Raw genomic sequence first — 16820 nt, 5'->3', positions numbered from 1 at the left:
CATTCTCCCATGTGCTCCCGCTTGGATTTTTATTGTGTCCTTTGCGTCCATGGAGCGTACGGCTTACTTAAAAACGAATATGTAATAACGGCTGACTGGGATCAGTTCGATTAAATCTTAGCTGCTATTACGTCGGCTAGATGATAGAGAAAACCCTACTTTTTGACAAGATAAAGCTACCTTTTTGTAACAAATGTGAGCGGTGTGCACAGAATTGAGGAAAGGGTAATAAAAATGTTGGAAAGTGAGTGCTTATACACTGTTTTGAAAGGAAATAAATGAGTATTGCACGCAAGAATGCTGGCTGAATTGATTGTCTCGTCCTAAAATAGGTTGACAGTTTTTAGGCCAGCTCCAGTAGCTGGCCTTTTCTATTATGCACCTGATTGGGGGTTGTCATACTTAAACTCAGGTGCGGTCTCATTTCGTTGTATATCGCTATCGATTCTTTTACCAGTACTTTCAGCTCTGCCAGTGTCTTACACCGGTACAGTAAAAACTCCTGCTTCAGTATGCCATTGATTCTTTCCGCTAACGCGTTTTGGTAGCAATCATAACCATCCGTCATCGACGACTGGATTTGACTCTCCTGTAACGCATTCTGATAAACGGCTGAGCAGTATTGCGAACCTCGGTCTGAGTGATGTACCGCATTGCCGATATAGCGCTTATCTTTGACGGCCATTTTCAGCGCTTTCACTACATTGTCTACTTTCATATCTTCGCTCACGTGATAACCCACTATCTTGCGTGAACTGGCATCGGCCACCAGTGACAGGTAATGCACACCTTGGTCTGATTCAACATAAGTTATGTCGCTAACCAGTACATGCGCAGCATCATGTAGTCCGTCTTCTTTTAGCAGGTTAGGATGTTTCTTCATCCAGTGCTTACTACACGTTGTTTTTGTGTAGCTTTTCTTGGGTCTAACCAGTAAACCTTCACTTTTCAGATAGCTAAAAAACCCGTCTCGCCCTAGTTTAATGCCATGTTCAACTAGCTTGGGCTTTACCAACGCGTAGAGCTTACGCGCCCCTAACCTCGGCATATATTTACGCCAGTATTGGACCCAGTCTTTGATGATTGATAGTTCAGCTCTTCGGCTTTCCATTCGAGCAACGGCTTGGTAGACACCTTGTCGAGAAACGCCTGCGGCACGACATGCCGACGCTAACTTGATTTTGCTTTTGGCTTTGGCTTGCCAGATGTACCGGATAAGTACTTTTTTCTGAGGCCGGCTCCGTACTCATTGTCCATGATATCGACCATACCGTTGAGGATTTGGTTACGCAGTTTCTCTTCGGCTAACTCACGCTCAAGGCGCTTGATAGTTTCGGCTGGGGTTTCTTTTGAATGTGGCATAAGGGGATGCTGAAATGGTTTCGACCAATCGAGTCTACCATGTTTTCTGAGCCAGACGAGCACCGTTGAGCGGCCCTGAATACCAAAACGGGCTTGCGCTTGTTTGTAGGTCATTTCACCTTTTTCAACACGCTCAACAACGCCTAATTTAAAGGCTAAGGTGTAATCACGTTGCGTACGCTTACGGCTTGAGTTACTTGATGTTGTCATAAAGAAGTCCTCTTTATGTCAACGTATTTCAGGACGGGACAGATGGATAAAAAAAGCCTGGCGTTGCCACCAGGCTTTTTGCAGCAAATCTGACTGGAACGTCGATTAACGCTTCGAGAACTGCGGGCTGCGACGTGCTTTGCGTAGACCCACTTTTTTACGCTCAACGCGACGAGCGTCACGCGTAACAAAGCCAGCTGCACGTAGAGCAGGACGTAGTGACTCGTCATACTCCATCAGAGCACGAGTGATGCCGTGACGGATTGCGCCAGCTTGACCAGAGATACCACCACCAGAAACGGTGATGTACAGGTCTAGCTTCTCGGTCATTTCTACCAGCTCAAGCGGCTGACGAACGACCATGCGAGCGGTTTCGCGACCGAAGTAAGTTTCGAGAGAACGCTTGTTGATCTCGATGTTACCGCTGCCCGGCTTGATGAAGACACGCGCTGCGGAGCTTTTGCGACGGCCGGTGCCGTAGTATTGTTCTGCCATTGCTTTATTCCTCTTAGATGTCTAGTACTTGCGGTTGTTGTGCCGCGTGCTTGTGCTCAGAACCTGCGTAAACTTTCAGTTTACGGTACATAGCACGACCTAGAGGACCGCGTGGCAACATACCTTTAACGGCTTTTTCAATAACCAGTTCAGGTTTTTCCGCGATCAGTTTTTCAAAGCTGATTGACTTGATGCCACCAATGTAGCCAGTGTGGCTGTAGTACATCTTGTCAGACTTTTTGCGGCCAGTAACAGCCACTTTCTCAGCGTTGATAACAACGATGTAGTCACCGGTGTCAACGTGAGGAGTGTATTCTGGCTTGTGCTTGCCACGCAGACGCGTTGCAATTTCAGTGGCCAGACGGCCCAACGTTTTGCCTTCAGCGTCTACAACGAACCAGTCGCGTTTTACAGTTTCTGGTTTAGCAACGAAAGTTTTCATGCTAATGATTACCCGATTAATAAGTTTCACTTCAGGAGCCTAAGCTCCCACTGTTAAGCGCCCATACATCACCCCTTCGAGTGGTGGTACACTCGGCCTAAGCCTTTCAACAGTAACGGTGGGTCGCGAGATTATAGGGAAGAGTGGAGAAAAAATCACCTCCTTTTGGCAAAAAAATTCGGTGGATTTTCATCAGTTGGTTATTGTTTGGCTACCGCCTACCCTTACCTCGCAGGGCGCGCGCCATCAGAACGCTTGCGCCCCGAATGCCATCCTATTTTAGGGCAAGTGTGGCAAGGCAAGGTAGTCATGGCTTTGCATTTCAATCAAGCGTGATTGGCAGCGCTTAAATTCAAACGCCAGCCGCTCGCCTTGATAGAGGCTATCCATGGGCACCGCCGCCGAGATGATTAGCTTCACGCTGCGCTCGTAAAACTCATCCACCAAGGCAATAAAGCGCCGCGCGGCATCGTCTTGCGCACCGGTCAGCTGAGGCATATCAGCCAGCAACACCGTGTGGTAAAAGCGTGCTAGCTCCATATAATCGCTCTGGCTACGTGCGGATTGGCAAAGCTCAGCAAAGCTAAAATGCACCACCCCATCGCCGTTTTCGATGGTTTGCAGCGGCCGATGATTGACCTCAATCACATCCTGTTTCACCCCACCCTCGCCATTGAGCTTTTTAAAATAAGCGTGCATTTGCGCCGTCGCGGCGTCATCTAAAGGGTGGTGAAAGATCTCGGCTTGCTCTAACGTGCGTAAACGATAATCGACCCCTGAGTCGACATTCACCACCTCACAATGCTGGTTAATCAAGGCGATCGCCGGTAAGAAGCGCGCACGTTGCAACCCATTCCAGTAGAGCTCATCTGGCACAATGTTAGAGGTGGCCACTAGGGTAATGCCACGCGCAAACAAGGCCTCCATTAACGTCCCCAGAATCATCGCGTCGGTAATGTCAGAGACAAAAAACTCATCAAAGCACAGTACTCGGGTTTCTCGGGCGAACTTGTCGGCGATTTGTGGCAAAGGGTCAACCTCACCATCAAGCATTTTCAGCTCTTGGTGCACACGATGCATAAAGCGGTGAAAATGCATGCGCATTTTATTTTCAAACGGCAAGGCATGATAAAAGGTGTCCATTAAATAGGTTTTGCCGCGCCCCACGCCGCCCCAAAAATACAGGCCTTTTACAGGTGTCACAGGGACCGGCTCACGCTTACGCCAAGGCAGCCAGCTGCGCTTTTCGGACGTGGCGGGCGCAATGGGATTGGCGACCAGACGGTGATAGAGATCATCAAGCTTCTCTACCGCCATACGCTGAGCGGGGTCTTCAATAAAATCGTTGTGGGTCAGATCGTTATTATAATGTTCGAGTGGCGTCATTCCGTGAAAGCCTCATTGATTATCGCCTCCACGCATAGTAACACGCCCGATAAAAAACGTAACATATCGACAAAAACGCGGGGCGGTCGCACTCCAACACACAATCCGCCCGCTGCCAGTACCGCCAATAAGCATCGACGTGTATAGTGAGCTAAATCTTCCCTTGCTGAGTAAATGGGGAATGTACGATATTATTAGGTAGGCAAGTGATTTTACTTGTCGTGACTGACCCGTCAGTGGTATCTGTGGGCGGTCAACTTGTGACTACAAGGAGCAGTTATGGCCTGGATTAACAGCCTGATCTTTCTCGTCATCGGTATCGCGGTAGGCTTCTTCATTGCCCGCATGACGACACGCGATCTCAAACAACAAAAAAACATGAAAAGGGAGCTAGAAAAGTCACGTTACGAGCTGGAGCAATATCGCCAAGAGCTGGTTGATCATTTTGCCCAAAGCGCGGAGTTGCTCGATACGCTTTCCAAAGATTACAACAAGCTCTATCAACACATGGCAAAGACCTCGACCGATTTGATGCCAAACTTGCCCGATCAGGACAACCCGTTTGCCAAGCGATTGGGTAAAATCACCGAAGTGAAAGTCGATACAACCAGTGAGCCGCCGAGAGACTACTCAGGCAGTGCCTCTGGACTACTCAAAAGCGGTGAAGGGTCACGCGCGACGAGTTGATGGAGGATTGAACTTTTTCAGATAGCCCCCACTCTCACTTCATACCTGACAATCGGAGTGTGAGTCTATGATGAAGAAGTCTTTACTAGCGATGAGTATCGCCGCGCTGACTCTTGGCGCGGCCTTTTCCCCTCTCCCAAGCCACGCTGCCCTACCGCAAACCGTTAACGGCGAAGCCATGCCGAGTTTGGCGCCGATGTTGGAGAAGGTCTCTCCGGCCGTCGTCAGTATTGCCGTTGAAGGCAATAAAGTCGCCAAGCAGCGTATTCCAGAAGCTTTTCGTTTTTTCTTTGGCCCGAACATACCGCCCGAGCAAGCCCAAGAGCGTCCATTTCGTGGGCTCGGCTCAGGGGTAATTGTTGATGCGGATAAAGGCTATATTGTCACCAACCACCATGTGATTGATGATGCCGACCAAATTCGCGTGCAGCTCAAAGACGGACGCGAGTACGATGCCACCTTGATTGGCAGCGACGAAATGTCTGACATTGCCCTCCTCCAGTTGGATGAAGATGCCGATAACCTTACCCAAATTCCGCTCGCGAACTCTGACGAACTGCGCGTGGGCGATTTTGCGGTGGCGATTGGTAACCCATTCGGGCTGGGCCAAACTGTGACGTCGGGGATCATCTCAGCACTGGGACGCAGTGGTTTGAACCTAGAAAACTTTGAGAACTTTATTCAAACCGATGCGGCGATCAACAGTGGTAACTCGGGAGGCGCCCTGGTTAACCTTAATGGCGAGCTCATGGGGATCAATACCGCGATTTTAGGCCCCAACGGTGGTAACGTCGGGATTGGCTTTGCGATTCCGGTGAATATGGCGAAAAGCCTTGTCGATCAAATTATCGAATACGGTTCAGTGCGCCGCGGCATGCTGGGGGTGACTGGGCGCGAACTCACCTCGGAACTCGCCGATGCTTTTGGTCTTGCCACTCAGCACGGCGCCTTTGTTAGCCAAGTGATGCCAGAGTCTGCGGCAGAAGAAGCAGGCTTAGAAGCCGGTGACATCATTGTGTCGGTAAACGGTAAAAGCATCCGCAGCTTTGGTGAATTACGCGCCAAAATTGCCACCTTGGGCGCGGGCAAGCCAGTGACCTTGGGGGTTATTCGCGACGGTGAAAACCTAGAAATGGATACCACCCTTAAAGAAGCGAGCCAGACGCAAACCAAGGCTGATAACCTGCATAAAGCGCTCACCGGTGCTGAGCTCAAAAATCACGACACCGAACCGGCCGGGGTGGAAGTGACAGCGATTGAAGAAGGCTCCCTCGCCGCGCGCTATGGCTTGCGTGAAGGCGATGTGATTGTCGGCCTCAATCGCCACAAAATTGAGAACCTCGGCGACTTGCGCAAACTGCTGGAAGACAAGCCTAGCGTGTTGGCGCTCAATATCGTCCGCGAAAACAGCTCGCTGTACCTAGTGATCCGCTAGTCCGCGAACGCACGTCTAGCGAACGTCAATTGATGCCTGCCACCTCGGCAGGCATTTTTTTGCCCAGACAGCGGTGATGATTTCCCCAACCCTCACTGACAATGCTATTCTCTAGCTCCGCGTTAAGTTGCTTGAGGATGGCATTGTTTATGCTGGCGTTATTGATTCGCTCTGTGATTATTGGCTTGGTGACAGCTGCCCTGTTATTAGTGGCGGTGCCAGACTTACGTTCTGGCCTGTTATCCGACTTTTCTTTTGCCGACAATGACGACGAAAAGCCAGTTGAATTGGTGTCATTTAATTATGCGGTTAAACGCGCATCACCTGCGGTGGTCAACATCTACACTCGCAATTACACCGGCAACGACAGGCTAGCGCTTAACACCCAGGGATTAGGCTCAGGGGTGATCATGAGTGCCAAAGGCTATATTGTCACCAACTATCATGTGGTGGCGGAAGCCGACCAAGTGATTGTTGCCCTGCAAGATGGTCGTATTTTCACCGCGCAAATGGTCGGCAAAGACCAGCGCACCGACTTAGCGGTGCTTAAGGTGCAAGCCGATAACTTACCCGTAATCCCGGTCAACGATCGCTACCAACCTGCGGTGGGTGATACGGTGCTCGCGATTGGCAACCCCTATAATCTCGGACAAACCACCACTTATGGCATTATTTCCGCCACTGGCCGTACCGGGATGAGCTTTTATGGCCGCCAAGATTTTTTACAAACCGATGCCGCGATTAACCGAGGGAACTCTGGGGGAGCCTTGGTCAACAGTCGGGGCGAGTTAGTAGGCATTAACACCGCCTCGTTCCAGCAAGCCACCGATTTGGAAACCTACGGGATCTCGTTTGCGATCCCCTACGGGTTGACCGAAAAAATCATGAACAAACTGATTGCCGATGGCCGAGTGATCCGAGGCTATATCGGCATTGATGGTCGCGATGTGAATCCGGTGATGGCACGCCTGCTCGATGCCGAGCAACAACGAGGGGTAATGGTGTCTGGGGTCGACCAAGGGGGACCGGCGGATAAAGCGGGGATCCAACCGCAAGATTTAATTATTAAGATTGATGGGCAAGCGGTACGTGGCGCACGCAGTGCCATGGATATGGTCACCGATACTCGCCCAGGCTCAACGCTCGATGTGACCCTCATTCGTGATGGCGACACCCTGACACTGCCCGTCAAGGTGGGCGATGAAAGGCAGCGCCGCTAGGGCTATCCGCCGCTCTCTGCACTTATCGGCTCACGCCATCAAAAACGCCAGCTCAATGCTGGCGTTTGTGTCTCGAGTGTGAGGCGAGGTTACTCCGCGTCAATCCGCTCAATTTTCGCGCCTAACGCTTGAAGTTTATCTTCGATGCGCTCGTAGCCTCTATCGATATGATAAATGCGATCGACAATGGTCTCGCCCTTAGCGATACAACCAGCAATCACTAAGCTCGCCGAGGCGCGCAAATCCGTAGCCATCACTTGCGCACCGCTTAAGCTATCGGTGTCACCACAGATCACGGTGTTGCCCTCAATTTCTGCATGGGCACCCATGCGCTGCAGTTCAGGGACGTGCATAAAGCGGTTTTCAAAGATGGTTTCGGTAATAATGCCCGTACCCTTGGCCACCAAGTTAAGCAAGCTAAACTGGGCTTGCATGTCGGTCGGAAAGCCTGGGTGTGGCGCTGTGCGTACATTCACCGCTTTTAGCTCACGGTCAGTCATATCGAGCTCAATAAAGTCATCACCGGTGACGATCTTAGCCCCCGCCTCTTCGAGCTTGTGCAATACCGCTTCGAGTAACTCGGGCGAGGTATGGCGACAAATAATATGCCCACCAGACACGGCCGCAGCCACCAAGAAGGTGCCGGTTTCAATCCGATCAGCCACCACCGAGTGCTTACCGCCGCCGAGGCGCTCTACCCCTTCAATTTCAATCCGATCCGTGCCTGCACCTGACACCTTGGCACCCAGCATGTTGAGGAACTTGGCGGTATCAACAATTTCTGGCTCACGCGCCGCGTTTTCAATCACTGTGGTGCCGTTAGCCAAGGTGGCTGCGCTCATGATGGTAACCGTTGCGCCGACGCTGACTTTGTCCATCACGATATGGGCGCCTTGTAAGCGACCATCGACGGTGGCGCGCACATAGCCTTCATCCAAGGTAATAGTGGCACCCAGCTGCTCAAGGCCATTGATATGCAAGTCCACCGGGCGTGCCCCAATCGCGCAGCCGCCTGGCAATGACACTTCGCCTTTACCAAAGCGTGCCACCAACGGCCCAAGCGCCCAAATAGACGCGCGCATGGTTTTCACCAAATCATAAGGGGCGCATAGCTCGGTAATGTCGCTGGCATCCACATGCACAGAGCCGTTACGATTGACCTTGGCACCTAAGCGAGATAACAGTGCCATGGTGGTATCAATGTCACGCAATTTAGGGACATTCGCCACCTCGACCGGCTCTTCAGCCAGTAGTGAAGCAAATAAAATCGGGAGGGCGGCATTTTTCGCGCCAGAAATGGCCACATCACCTTTTAGCGGGCCATTGCCCGTCACTCGAAACTTTTGCATCAGACCCTCTTACAACTGCATCAGCTTTTTATCGCGCGCCCATTCACTCGGGGTCATCGCTTTAATACTGACAGCATGGATATCATTACGTGCAATATGCGCCATCAGCGGTGCATAAATCGTTTGTTGCTTTTTCACACGTGACATCCCGTCAAACATCTCTGCCACAGCAATCACTTCAAAGTGGCTGCCATCGCCTTTCACGTGCAGCTCGTCCACTGACAAAGCTGCCTCTAAAATGGCTTTAACTTCGCTTGCTTCCACGTTTAAACCCCTTCTTGATGCTCAGCATCGTCAAAAAATGTTTCTAAATTGCTCAGCGTTAACAACAATTTAAGCTGCTCTGGCACCCCTTGATAACGCACCTGTTGTCCTTGACTACGTAGTTGCTTATCAAGGTGTAGCAACATCGCCATACCAGCCGAATCGACGCGCGACAGCGCGCTTAAATCCAGGCTCAAGGCGGTGTCGGTGGGGAGCCACTGGTCACGCTGACGCCAAAAGTCAGGCACTGTGTCACGATCTAATCGCCCTGACAAGTGATACTGTTGCCCGTCCCCAGCGGTTAGGCGGATGCTCATGAGGCGTCCTGTTTTTGCTTGTCTTCTCGACGGATGGGGCGATCTGCCAAGGTTTTTAATTGTTCAATGACCGAATCAATGCCATCACGACGTAGCGGCGCTTTCCACTCCGACTGCTTAGACTGGATCATACTCACACCTTCAGCGGTTACGTCATAGGCTTGCCAATTTCCTGTCCGAGTATTTTTACGTAAGCTAAAATCAAGGCGAATTGGTGGTCGTGACGAGTCAGTAATGTCCACCCGCACTTTGACAATTTTATCGTCCGGAGCAATCGGCTGATCTTTTTGTACCTCGACGTCCTGGTCATCATACTCGAGCAGGATTTGGGCATAGGAAGCAATCATGTATTCAGTGAATGCCTCGGTAAAGGCATCACGCTGCGCCGGTGTCGCTTTGCGATAATACTGCGCCCCTAACACCAGCGATGCCGCATACCGGGTATGGATATAAGGCAGCAACTCGTCTTTGACCACATCGCGCAGCAAGTCTGGATCGGCGCGGAATAAGGTGCGATCTTTACGCAAGCGACTAAAGGTGTTGTCCGCGACTTGCTCAATCAGCTGATAAGGGTTGGATTGATCAACCGGCTCGCTGGCCTGCGCCAAAGAGCCAAGGCTAGAAACCATGAGGCAAACGACGCTGCCCAGTGCGATCAATATCTTCTTCATGCTGTTTACTCCTTGTCACCCATGCTGTAGAGGAATTGACCGATCAAGTCTTCTAGCACCAGTGCCGATTTGGTGTCCTGAATTTTGTCCCCTGCATCGAGATAGCCAATACCGAGGGCTTCATCCACGAAACCTGGGGTAATGCCAATGTACTGCTCACCCAGTAACCCTGCGGTATAAATCGATGCCGAGCTTGATTCGGGAAAGCGCCCGGCGTCTGCGTTTATTTGCAAGGTAACCTGCGGAACATACGTCTCTGCATTCAATGAAATATCTGTGACCTGACCGACCGTCACGCCGCCCACTTTGACGGGGGAGCGCACTTTCAAGCCACCAATATTGTCAAACTCAGCGGTTAAGGTGTAGGTATCCGCCCGTCCCCAACGTTGGACGTCTGCCACTTGAAACGCCAAAACCAATAACGCTGCAATGCCAGCAATGACAAAGCAACCTACCCAAAATTCTGTTTTACGACTCTGTTGCATGATTAATTCCCAAACATGAGTGCAGTAAGGACAAAGTCTAGGCCAAGCACGGCCAACGATGAATGTACCACAGTGCGTGTGGTGGCGCGGCTGATCCCTTCCGATGTCGGTGTGGCATCATAGCCGTTAAAAAGGGCAATCCAGGTCACAGCCACTGCAAATACCACACTTTTGATCAGTGCGTTGCCCACGTCATAACCTAGATCGACCGACGCTTGCATCACCGACCAGAAACTGCCGTGATCAATGCCTTTCCAGTCGACGCCGACCAACTCGCCACCCCAAATGCCCACCAGCATAAAAATCACTGCCAGCAGTGGCATGGCAATCACGCCCGCCCAAAAGCGCGGGGCAATCACCCGACGCAGCGGGTCGACCGCCATCATCTCAAGGCTAGAGAGCTGCTCAGTGGCTTTCATTAAGCCAATTTCCGCAGTCAGCGCTGACCCGGCGCGGCCAGCAAACAACAAGGCGGTCACTACGGGGCCAAGCTCACGCAGCAGCGACAAGGCCACCATTTGCCCAAGGCTGGTTTCCGCGCCAAAGTCTGATAAGACCAGGTACCCTTGCAAACTCAGCACCATACCAATAAACAGGCCTGAGACCATGATGATCGCCAGTGAGCGAACCCCCACCGAATAAAGCTGCTTGATCAATAGCGGGAAGGTTTTGCTCGGTTGCGGACGGCCAATCAGTGCACCGGTCATCACAAAGGTTGCTCGGCCCATGGACTCAGCCACACGCATCGCCCGGCGGCCCACATCTTCAATTTGTGTTTTGATCACCGGAAAATCTCCTGCGTTAGCTCGCCTGCGGGATAGCGAAAAGGCACAGGGCCATCAGCATGGCCTTCTAAAAATTGTTTGACCCATGGGTCAGGATTGTCACGCAGCGACTGGGGCGAACCACTGGCAATAATGCGGCTATCGGCCAGTAAATAAACATGATCAGCAATGCTCATGACCTCGGGCACATCGTGCGAGACCACCACACAGGTGAGCCCCAGCGCTTGGTTAAGCTGGCGAATCAAAGTAACCAATACGCCCATGGTAATCGGGTCTTGGCCGACAAAGGGTTCATCAAACAAAATCAGTTCAGGATCGAGGGCGATTGAGCGAGCGAGTGCCGCACGACGTGCCATACCGCCAGACAGATCACTGGGCATTAACGCTTGCGCCCCACGCAACCCCACCGCTTCTAGCTTGAGCATCACGATGGTGTGGATTAGCGACTCGTCTAAATCGGTATGTTCGCGCAGTGGGAAAGCGACATTATCAAACACCGTCATATCGGTGAATAGCGCCCCTGATTGAAACAGCATGCTCATCCGCTGACGGACTTCAAACAACTTGCGTCGTCCCAAGGTAGGAATGGCGTGGCCATCAAACACAATCTCGCCCGTATCCGGTTTAAGCTGACCGGCAATCAAACGTAGCAAGGTGGTTTTACCAATGCCTGAGGGCCCCATGATCGCGGTTACTTGACCACGTGGCACTTGCAAATCAATATTGTCAAAAATGCATCGATTGCCCCGTGAGAACGTCATCCCACTGATATCTATCAGGCTCTGTGCTGCCATGGCCGCATCTCATGGTTGTTATAAAGGAACGAAATGAAGTGGCTGATAATAAGGCGTCACCCACCCTAACACAAGCCACGCCGCACCTCAGCGCCCGCAGGACGTGACTTATCCCTGATAATAGCAGCTTCTTTTCGCTTTTCGTGTCAAACATCGGTCAGCCTACGTCCGGCAAATGTAACGCCAAGTCAGTGCAGGTATCGCCGGACACGTTCCCCGTCAGCGACTATGACTATCGACAACCTCTGTGTTAGTCACCCCCCATGTCATCACTGCTATTTCATTATGACCATTTCATGGCGACCGTTTCACGGCGACCATTTCATGGCGACAACTCTCATGTTGATGAATGAAATCACCGATTTCATCGCTAAAGCACGGGCTTTTCGCTTCACATTTACCCCGTTAGCCGTCAGAATTGCACCTCATTTGTACCCAATTAGAAAACGCAAAGGATAGGTGTCATGGTCATAGCGGTTGCCATACTTATTGTTGGACTCATCGTGCTAGTGTGGAGTGCCGACCGATTAGTGTTCGGTGCGGCAGCAATCGCGAAAAACTACGGCGTCTCTCCGTTGGTGATCGGGATGACTATCCTGGCCATGGGCTCCTCCGCCCCCGAGATGATGGTCTCGGCCAACGCCGCCTTAGCGGATAAAACCGACACCGCCGTGGGGAATGTGTTGGGCTCTAATATCGCCAATATTGCGCTGATCCTCGGCTTTACTGCACTGATCAAGCCCCTTTCTATTGGCTCAACCATTATTCGTCGCGAGCTGCCTTTAATGCTGGGGGTCACCATATTGGCCGGGGTGCTGCTTTGGAACAACCACCTCGGCTTTTTTGAAGGGGTTGGGCTGTTCACCCTGTTTGTGATCTTCATCTTAATGATGCTGAAAATTGGCAAAGACTCTGGCGGCACTGATCCGATTCTTGCCGACCAGCAGTCGGATATCCCTAACGATGTCAGCAATCAAAAAGCTGTATTGTGGATCATTATCGGCTTGCCGTTACTGTTAGTGTCATCGGATCAAGTGGTCGACTCGGCGGTAACCATCGCACAATACTTTGGCATGAGCGATCTGGTGATTGGCTTGACCATCATCGCCATTGGCACCAGTTTGCCTGAGCTCGCCGCGTCGATTGCCGGCGTGATGAAAGGCGAGGATGACTTGGCCGTCGGCAACATCATCGGCTCAAACGTGTTCAATATTCTCGCGGTGATGGGGATCCCTGGGTTACTCAACCCCTCGGCGATCAGTGAGTATGCCATGAGCCGCGATTATTATATTATGTTGGTGCTTTCTATCATGTTGCTGATTTTTGCACTCGGCAAATCGCGCAGTATCAACCGCATCGAAGGCGCTGTTTTTCTCCTTTGTTATATCGGCTATCAGGGCTACCTATTTGTGAATGCGGCAGCCTAAACGGACACAAGTATGAGTGATTACAGTTTTGATTTTCGCCGTGCCGGGCTTGATGTGCTCAACATTGAGCAAGACGCGATTGCCCAACTAAAAACGGCGATTGACACCCACTTCGAGGCCGCGTGTGAGCTTATTTTGCACGCTACCGGCAAAGTCGTGGTAATGGGCATGGGTAAATCCGGCCATATTGGTAAAAAAATTGCTGCGACATTGGCTAGCACGGGCACACCTGCGTTTTTTGTCCACCCAGGGGAAGCCAGCCACGGCGATCTGGGCATGATTCACCAAGGTGATGTGGTACTTGCTATTTCTAACTCGGGTGAAGCAGGGGAAATTTTAACCCTGCTGCCCGTGATTAAACGCCTCGGGATCCCCTTGGTCTGTATGACCGGCAACCCTAATTCCAGCATGGGTCAGCTCGCGAAAGTGAATCTTAATATTCATGTCCCGCAAGAAGCCTGCCCATTGGCCTTGGCCCCCACCTCCAGCACCACCGCCACCTTAGTGATGGGCGATGCCCTCGCGATGGCGTTGATGCAAGCCAGAGGCTTTACCGCGAACGATTTCGCCCTCTCCCACCCAGGTGGCGCATTAGGGCGTAAACTGTTATTACGCATCAGTGATTTGATGCACCAAGACGAGCGCTTGCCCGTGGTTAAAGAAACCGCCACGGTTCGTGATGCCCTGTTAGAAGTGTCAGAAAAAGGCCTGGGCATGACAGCGATTGTTGATAGTCATGGGCAGCTGACGGGCGTGTTTACCGATGGCGATTTGCGTCGCTTGCTGGATATGCGTATTGACCTGCACACCACCACCATCGGCTCGGTGATGTCGACAAATCCGGTCACCATTGAACCGGAACTGCTGGCGGCAGAAGGACTCAAACTCATGGAAGAGCGTAAAATTAACGGGTTGCTGGTTGCCAAAAACGGCCAGTTACTTGGCGCCCTTAACATGCATGACCTTTTAAAAGCCGGAGTAATGTAATGGCTTCCACTGTGATTGACACCCTTTATGGCCCTGTGGCCGCCGACGTATTTCAACGCGCCGCGGCGATAAAGTTGCTGATTTGCGATATTGACGGGGTTTTCTCCGATGGTCGCGTCTACATGGGCAATCATGGCGAAGAGCTCAAGGCGTTCCATACCCGTGATGGGTATGGCATCAAATCGATTATGAACGCTGGCATTGAAGTCGCCGTGATCACTGGCCGCCAATCGCAAATTGTCGCGAACAGAATGCACGCCCTCGGTGTCCAACATGTGTATCAAGGGCAAAGTGACAAGCGTGTGGCGTATCAAGACTTATGTCGCCAGTGTGATGTTTTACCCGCCCACACCGCCTATATTGGTGATGATCTGATTGACTGGCCAGTGATGGAAAAAGTGGGCCTATCATGCTGTGTGGCTGATGGTCACCCACTCCTGAAGCGCCGCGCGCACTTTGTCACGCAAACAGGTGGTGGCTTTGGCGCGGTGCGTGAAGTGTGCGATTTGATGTTAGAGGCGCGTGGCGAACTCGACCAACACAAGGGCTTGAGTTTATGATCCGGCGGCTGGGCCTGCTTATACTGATCGTGCTTTGCGCAGTGAGCGGTTACTATTTATTGGTTCAGCATGGTTGGCAACGGGTACAACAGGTGACACCTGATGCCGAAAAACCTCTGTTTACTGGCGAAGCGATTGAAACCGTCCAATACAATGCGGATGGCGTGCGCAGTTACACTGTGCAAGCCAAACACCTTGAACATTACGCCAAAATTGACGAGACCCATTTCAATGAGCCCGTGCTTTGGACCTATAAGGAAGGCAAAGAGGAAGAGTGGCGTGTGAGCGCTAACTACGCGGTTTTGTCCGACGAACACCTGCTGACCATGACAGGTAACGTACGCATTTTTAACCTACTACCGAATGCACAAATTAACTCGGTAGCCACCGATTCGGTGACCTTGAATCTCACCACGCGAGATTTTTGGTCCGAGAGTCCGACGACGATCACCGGCACCCGTTTTCAAACCAAGGGAAAACGGGTGAAAGGAAATTTCGGTAACCACCAGATGGAATTGTTAGACGATGTTAGAGGCCGATATGAAACGACCCCTCGTTAAAGCGCTGGCAGGTGCCATGTTGCTGCTGTCGCATTACTCACTGGCACTAAGCAGTGATACTGAGCAACCTATTTATATAGAGTCAGAAAGCCAGCACCTAGATATGGCCACAAACACGGTGACCTTTACCCAAAACGTGGTGCTGACCCAAGGCAGCATTAAAATCCTGGCCGATAAACTGATCGTGATTCGCCCCCAAGGCCAAGAGGGTGATGAAACCATCGAAGCCTATGGTAAGCCGGCCACGTTTGAGCAAACCATGGACGATGGCAAAGAGATTCATGGCGAAGCCAACAAACTACGCTACGAAGTCGGCAATGAGTTTCTCAAAATGTCGACCAATGCGATGCTCGAGCAAAGTGGTAACCAAGTAGAGGGCAATGTGATCACCTATGAAATCGACAAGCAACAGCTTGTGGCAGAAAGTGATAGCACCAAACGGGTGACCACCATTTTGCAGCCAAGTACCAAAGAGTCCTCCTCCAAGGATTCATCCACGACAGACGCGCAATAAGAGGCGACATGGCAACACTTACAGCGGCCAATTTGGCAAAAAGTTATAAAGGGCGAAAAGTGGTCGCCGATGTCAGCTTGGAAGTGAAATCCGGTGAAATTGTTGGTCTTTTAGGCCCTAACGGTGCGGGTAAAACCACGTCGTTTTACATGATTGTCGGCTTGGTCGCTCGTGACGAAGGGGCCATTTATATCGATGATAAAGACATTAGCATTCAGCCGATGCATAACCGCTCACGCCTGGGGATTGGCTACTTGCCACAAGAGGCCTCGATATTTCGCAAGCTGAGCGTCTACGATAACCTGATGGCAGTGCTGCAAACCCGCAAGTCTCTGAGCAAAGAAGAGCGTCAGGACAAAGCGGAAGATTTGCTCGATGAGTTTAATATCCAGCATATCCGTGACAGCCTGGGCATGGCCTTATCGGGGGGTGAACGCCGCCGGGTAGAAATTGCACGCGCCTTAGCCGCTAACCCGAAGTTTATTTTGCTAGATGAACCGTTTGCCGGGGTCGACCCAATATCGGTAATCGATATCAAGAAAATCATCGAACATTTACGTGATCGTGGCTTGGGCGTACTGATTACCGACCACAATGTGCGCGAAACGCTCAGTGTCTGTGAACATGCTTACATTGTCAGCCAAGGACACTTGATTGCACACGGTACCCCTGATGAAGTGCTCAACGATGAGCATGTTAAACGGGTCTACTTGGGTGATCAGTTCAAACTGTAATGGATCCAATCACCCCAGCTCAGTGGGTCGGTTGGGGTAAAATATAGTGGACTTGCTCACGCTAAAAACTGCCAATCATGGCTATAGTTAATAAAGAGCGCTTGCCCTGATAGCCAGAGCAAGCGTTTTTAACCTC

20 protein-coding genes are annotated in these 16820 nt (G+C 51.4%); 9 read left to right on the top strand and 11 right to left on the bottom strand.

Going from position 1 to position 16820, the window contains the following annotated elements:
• Nucleotides 1-343: 343 nt before the first annotated feature.
• The 4 genes from N8M53_RS01715 to zapE all read right to left on the bottom strand — a co-directional run bounded on the left by N8M53_RS01715 (nt 344) and on the right by zapE (nt 3895).
• Nucleotides 344-1572, bottom strand: a protein-coding gene (locus tag N8M53_RS01715) for an IS3 family transposase (protein ID WP_269579250.1) whose coding sequence is annotated in 2 segments (ribosomal slippage) — nt 344-1221 and nt 1221-1572 — 1230 coding nt in all. Because the reading frame shifts where the segments join, the coding sequence is not laid out codon by codon here.
• Nucleotides 1573-1677: 105 nt separating this feature from the next.
• Entirely contained in the window at nt 1678-2067 is a 390-nt protein-coding gene (rpsI, locus tag N8M53_RS01710; protein ID WP_046073928.1) for a 30S ribosomal protein S9, read from the bottom strand.
• Between the two features lie 13 nt (nt 2068-2080).
• Nucleotides 2081-2509 carry a 50S ribosomal protein L13 gene (gene rplM / locus N8M53_RS01705; RefSeq protein WP_046073927.1) on the bottom strand — a complete coding sequence of 143 codons (429 nt, stop codon included), beginning with the start codon at nt 2507-2509 and terminating at the stop codon, nt 2081-2083.
• 279 nt (nt 2510-2788) lie between these two features.
• The gene (zapE, locus tag N8M53_RS01700; RefSeq protein ID WP_269579249.1) at nt 2789-3895 is read right to left on the bottom strand and encodes a cell division protein ZapE; all 1107 of its coding nucleotides are present in this window, start codon (nt 3893-3895) and stop codon (nt 2789-2791) included.
• Nucleotides 3896-4174: 279 nt separating this feature from the next.
• On the opposite strand from zapE, the gene zapG reads away from it, so the two are divergent.
• From zapG to degS, 3 genes are all read left to right on the top strand, one after another.
• Nucleotides 4175-4582: a Z-ring associated protein ZapG gene (gene zapG / locus N8M53_RS01695; protein ID WP_046073925.1), complete on the top strand. Its 408-nt coding sequence runs from the start codon at nt 4175-4177 to the stop codon at nt 4580-4582.
• A gap of 70 nt (nt 4583-4652) precedes the next feature.
• Entirely contained in the window at nt 4653-6017 is a 1365-nt protein-coding gene (locus N8M53_RS01690) for a Do family serine endopeptidase (protein ID WP_269579961.1), read from the top strand.
• Between the two features lie 149 nt (nt 6018-6166).
• Entirely contained in the window at nt 6167-7237 is a 1071-nt protein-coding gene (gene degS / locus N8M53_RS01685) for an outer membrane-stress sensor serine endopeptidase DegS (RefSeq protein WP_269579248.1), read from the top strand.
• Nucleotides 7238-7326: 89 nt separating this feature from the next.
• Here the strand turns inward: degS and murA are convergent, their stop codons facing one another.
• From murA to mlaF, 7 genes are read right to left on the bottom strand one after another with little or no spacing between them, the layout of a single operon-like run.
• Complete coding sequence (murA, locus tag N8M53_RS01680; protein ID WP_269579247.1) at nt 7327-8586, bottom strand: UDP-N-acetylglucosamine 1-carboxyvinyltransferase; 1260 nt, start codon at nt 8584-8586, stop codon at nt 7327-7329.
• 9 nt (nt 8587-8595) lie between these two features.
• On the bottom strand, nt 8596-8850 hold the full coding sequence (ibaG, locus tag N8M53_RS01675; RefSeq protein ID WP_269579246.1) for a BolA family iron metabolism protein IbaG: 255 nt from the start codon (nt 8848-8850) through the stop codon (nt 8596-8598).
• Nucleotides 8851-8852: 2 nt separating this feature from the next.
• A complete protein-coding gene (locus N8M53_RS01670) occupies nt 8853-9167 on the bottom strand; it encodes an STAS domain-containing protein (RefSeq protein WP_269579245.1) in 315 nt (104 codons plus the stop codon).
• Entirely contained in the window at nt 9164-9838 is a 675-nt protein-coding gene (gene mlaC, locus N8M53_RS01665; protein ID WP_269579244.1) for a phospholipid-binding protein MlaC, read from the bottom strand. The genes N8M53_RS01670 and mlaC overlap by 4 nt, the downstream gene beginning before the upstream one ends.
• A gap of 5 nt (nt 9839-9843) precedes the next feature.
• Nucleotides 9844-10323, bottom strand: coding sequence for an outer membrane lipid asymmetry maintenance protein MlaD (gene mlaD, locus N8M53_RS01660; protein ID WP_269579243.1), 480 nt, complete (start codon nt 10321-10323; stop codon nt 9844-9846).
• A gap of 2 nt (nt 10324-10325) precedes the next feature.
• On the bottom strand, nt 10326-11069 hold the full coding sequence (gene mlaE / locus N8M53_RS01655) for a lipid asymmetry maintenance ABC transporter permease subunit MlaE (protein WP_269579960.1): 744 nt from the start codon (nt 11067-11069) through the stop codon (nt 10326-10328).
• Nucleotides 11070-11104: 35 nt separating this feature from the next.
• Nucleotides 11105-11902 carry a phospholipid ABC transporter ATP-binding protein MlaF gene (mlaF, locus tag N8M53_RS01650; protein ID WP_269579242.1) on the bottom strand — a complete coding sequence of 266 codons (798 nt, stop codon included), beginning with the start codon at nt 11900-11902 and terminating at the stop codon, nt 11105-11107.
• Between the two features lie 464 nt (nt 11903-12366).
• Between mlaF and N8M53_RS01645 the strand changes: the two genes are divergently transcribed.
• From N8M53_RS01645 to lptB, 6 genes are read left to right on the top strand one after another with little or no spacing between them, the layout of a single operon-like run.
• Entirely contained in the window at nt 12367-13329 is a 963-nt protein-coding gene (locus tag N8M53_RS01645) for a calcium/sodium antiporter (RefSeq protein WP_269579241.1), read from the top strand.
• A 12-nt stretch (nt 13330-13341) separates the two neighbouring features.
• Nucleotides 13342-14316 carry a KpsF/GutQ family sugar-phosphate isomerase gene (locus N8M53_RS01640; RefSeq protein ID WP_269579240.1) on the top strand — a complete coding sequence of 325 codons (975 nt, stop codon included), beginning with the start codon at nt 13342-13344 and terminating at the stop codon, nt 14314-14316.
• Entirely contained in the window at nt 14316-14876 is a 561-nt protein-coding gene (gene kdsC, locus N8M53_RS01635) for a 3-deoxy-manno-octulosonate-8-phosphatase KdsC (RefSeq protein WP_269579239.1), read from the top strand. The genes N8M53_RS01640 and kdsC overlap by 1 nt, the downstream gene beginning before the upstream one ends.
• Nucleotides 14873-15436, top strand: coding sequence for an LPS export ABC transporter periplasmic protein LptC (lptC, locus tag N8M53_RS01630; RefSeq protein WP_077578663.1), 564 nt, complete (start codon nt 14873-14875; stop codon nt 15434-15436). The genes kdsC and lptC overlap by 4 nt, the downstream gene beginning before the upstream one ends.
• Complete coding sequence (gene lptA, locus N8M53_RS01625) at nt 15417-15950, top strand: lipopolysaccharide transport periplasmic protein LptA (protein ID WP_269579238.1); 534 nt, start codon at nt 15417-15419, stop codon at nt 15948-15950. The genes lptC and lptA overlap by 20 nt, the downstream gene beginning before the upstream one ends.
• A gap of 8 nt (nt 15951-15958) precedes the next feature.
• On the top strand, nt 15959-16684 hold the full coding sequence (gene lptB / locus N8M53_RS01620; protein WP_046073911.1) for an LPS export ABC transporter ATP-binding protein: 726 nt from the start codon (nt 15959-15961) through the stop codon (nt 16682-16684).
• Nucleotides 16685-16820 lie beyond the last annotated feature (136 nt).

Origin of the sequence: Salinivibrio kushneri (assembly GCF_027286325.1) — a bacterium.
Classification (GTDB): Bacteria; Pseudomonadota; Gammaproteobacteria; order Enterobacterales; family Vibrionaceae; genus Salinivibrio; species Salinivibrio kushneri_A.
Note: the sequence above shows the minus strand (reverse complement) of the source record. Positions and strands in the feature narration are given on the sequence as shown.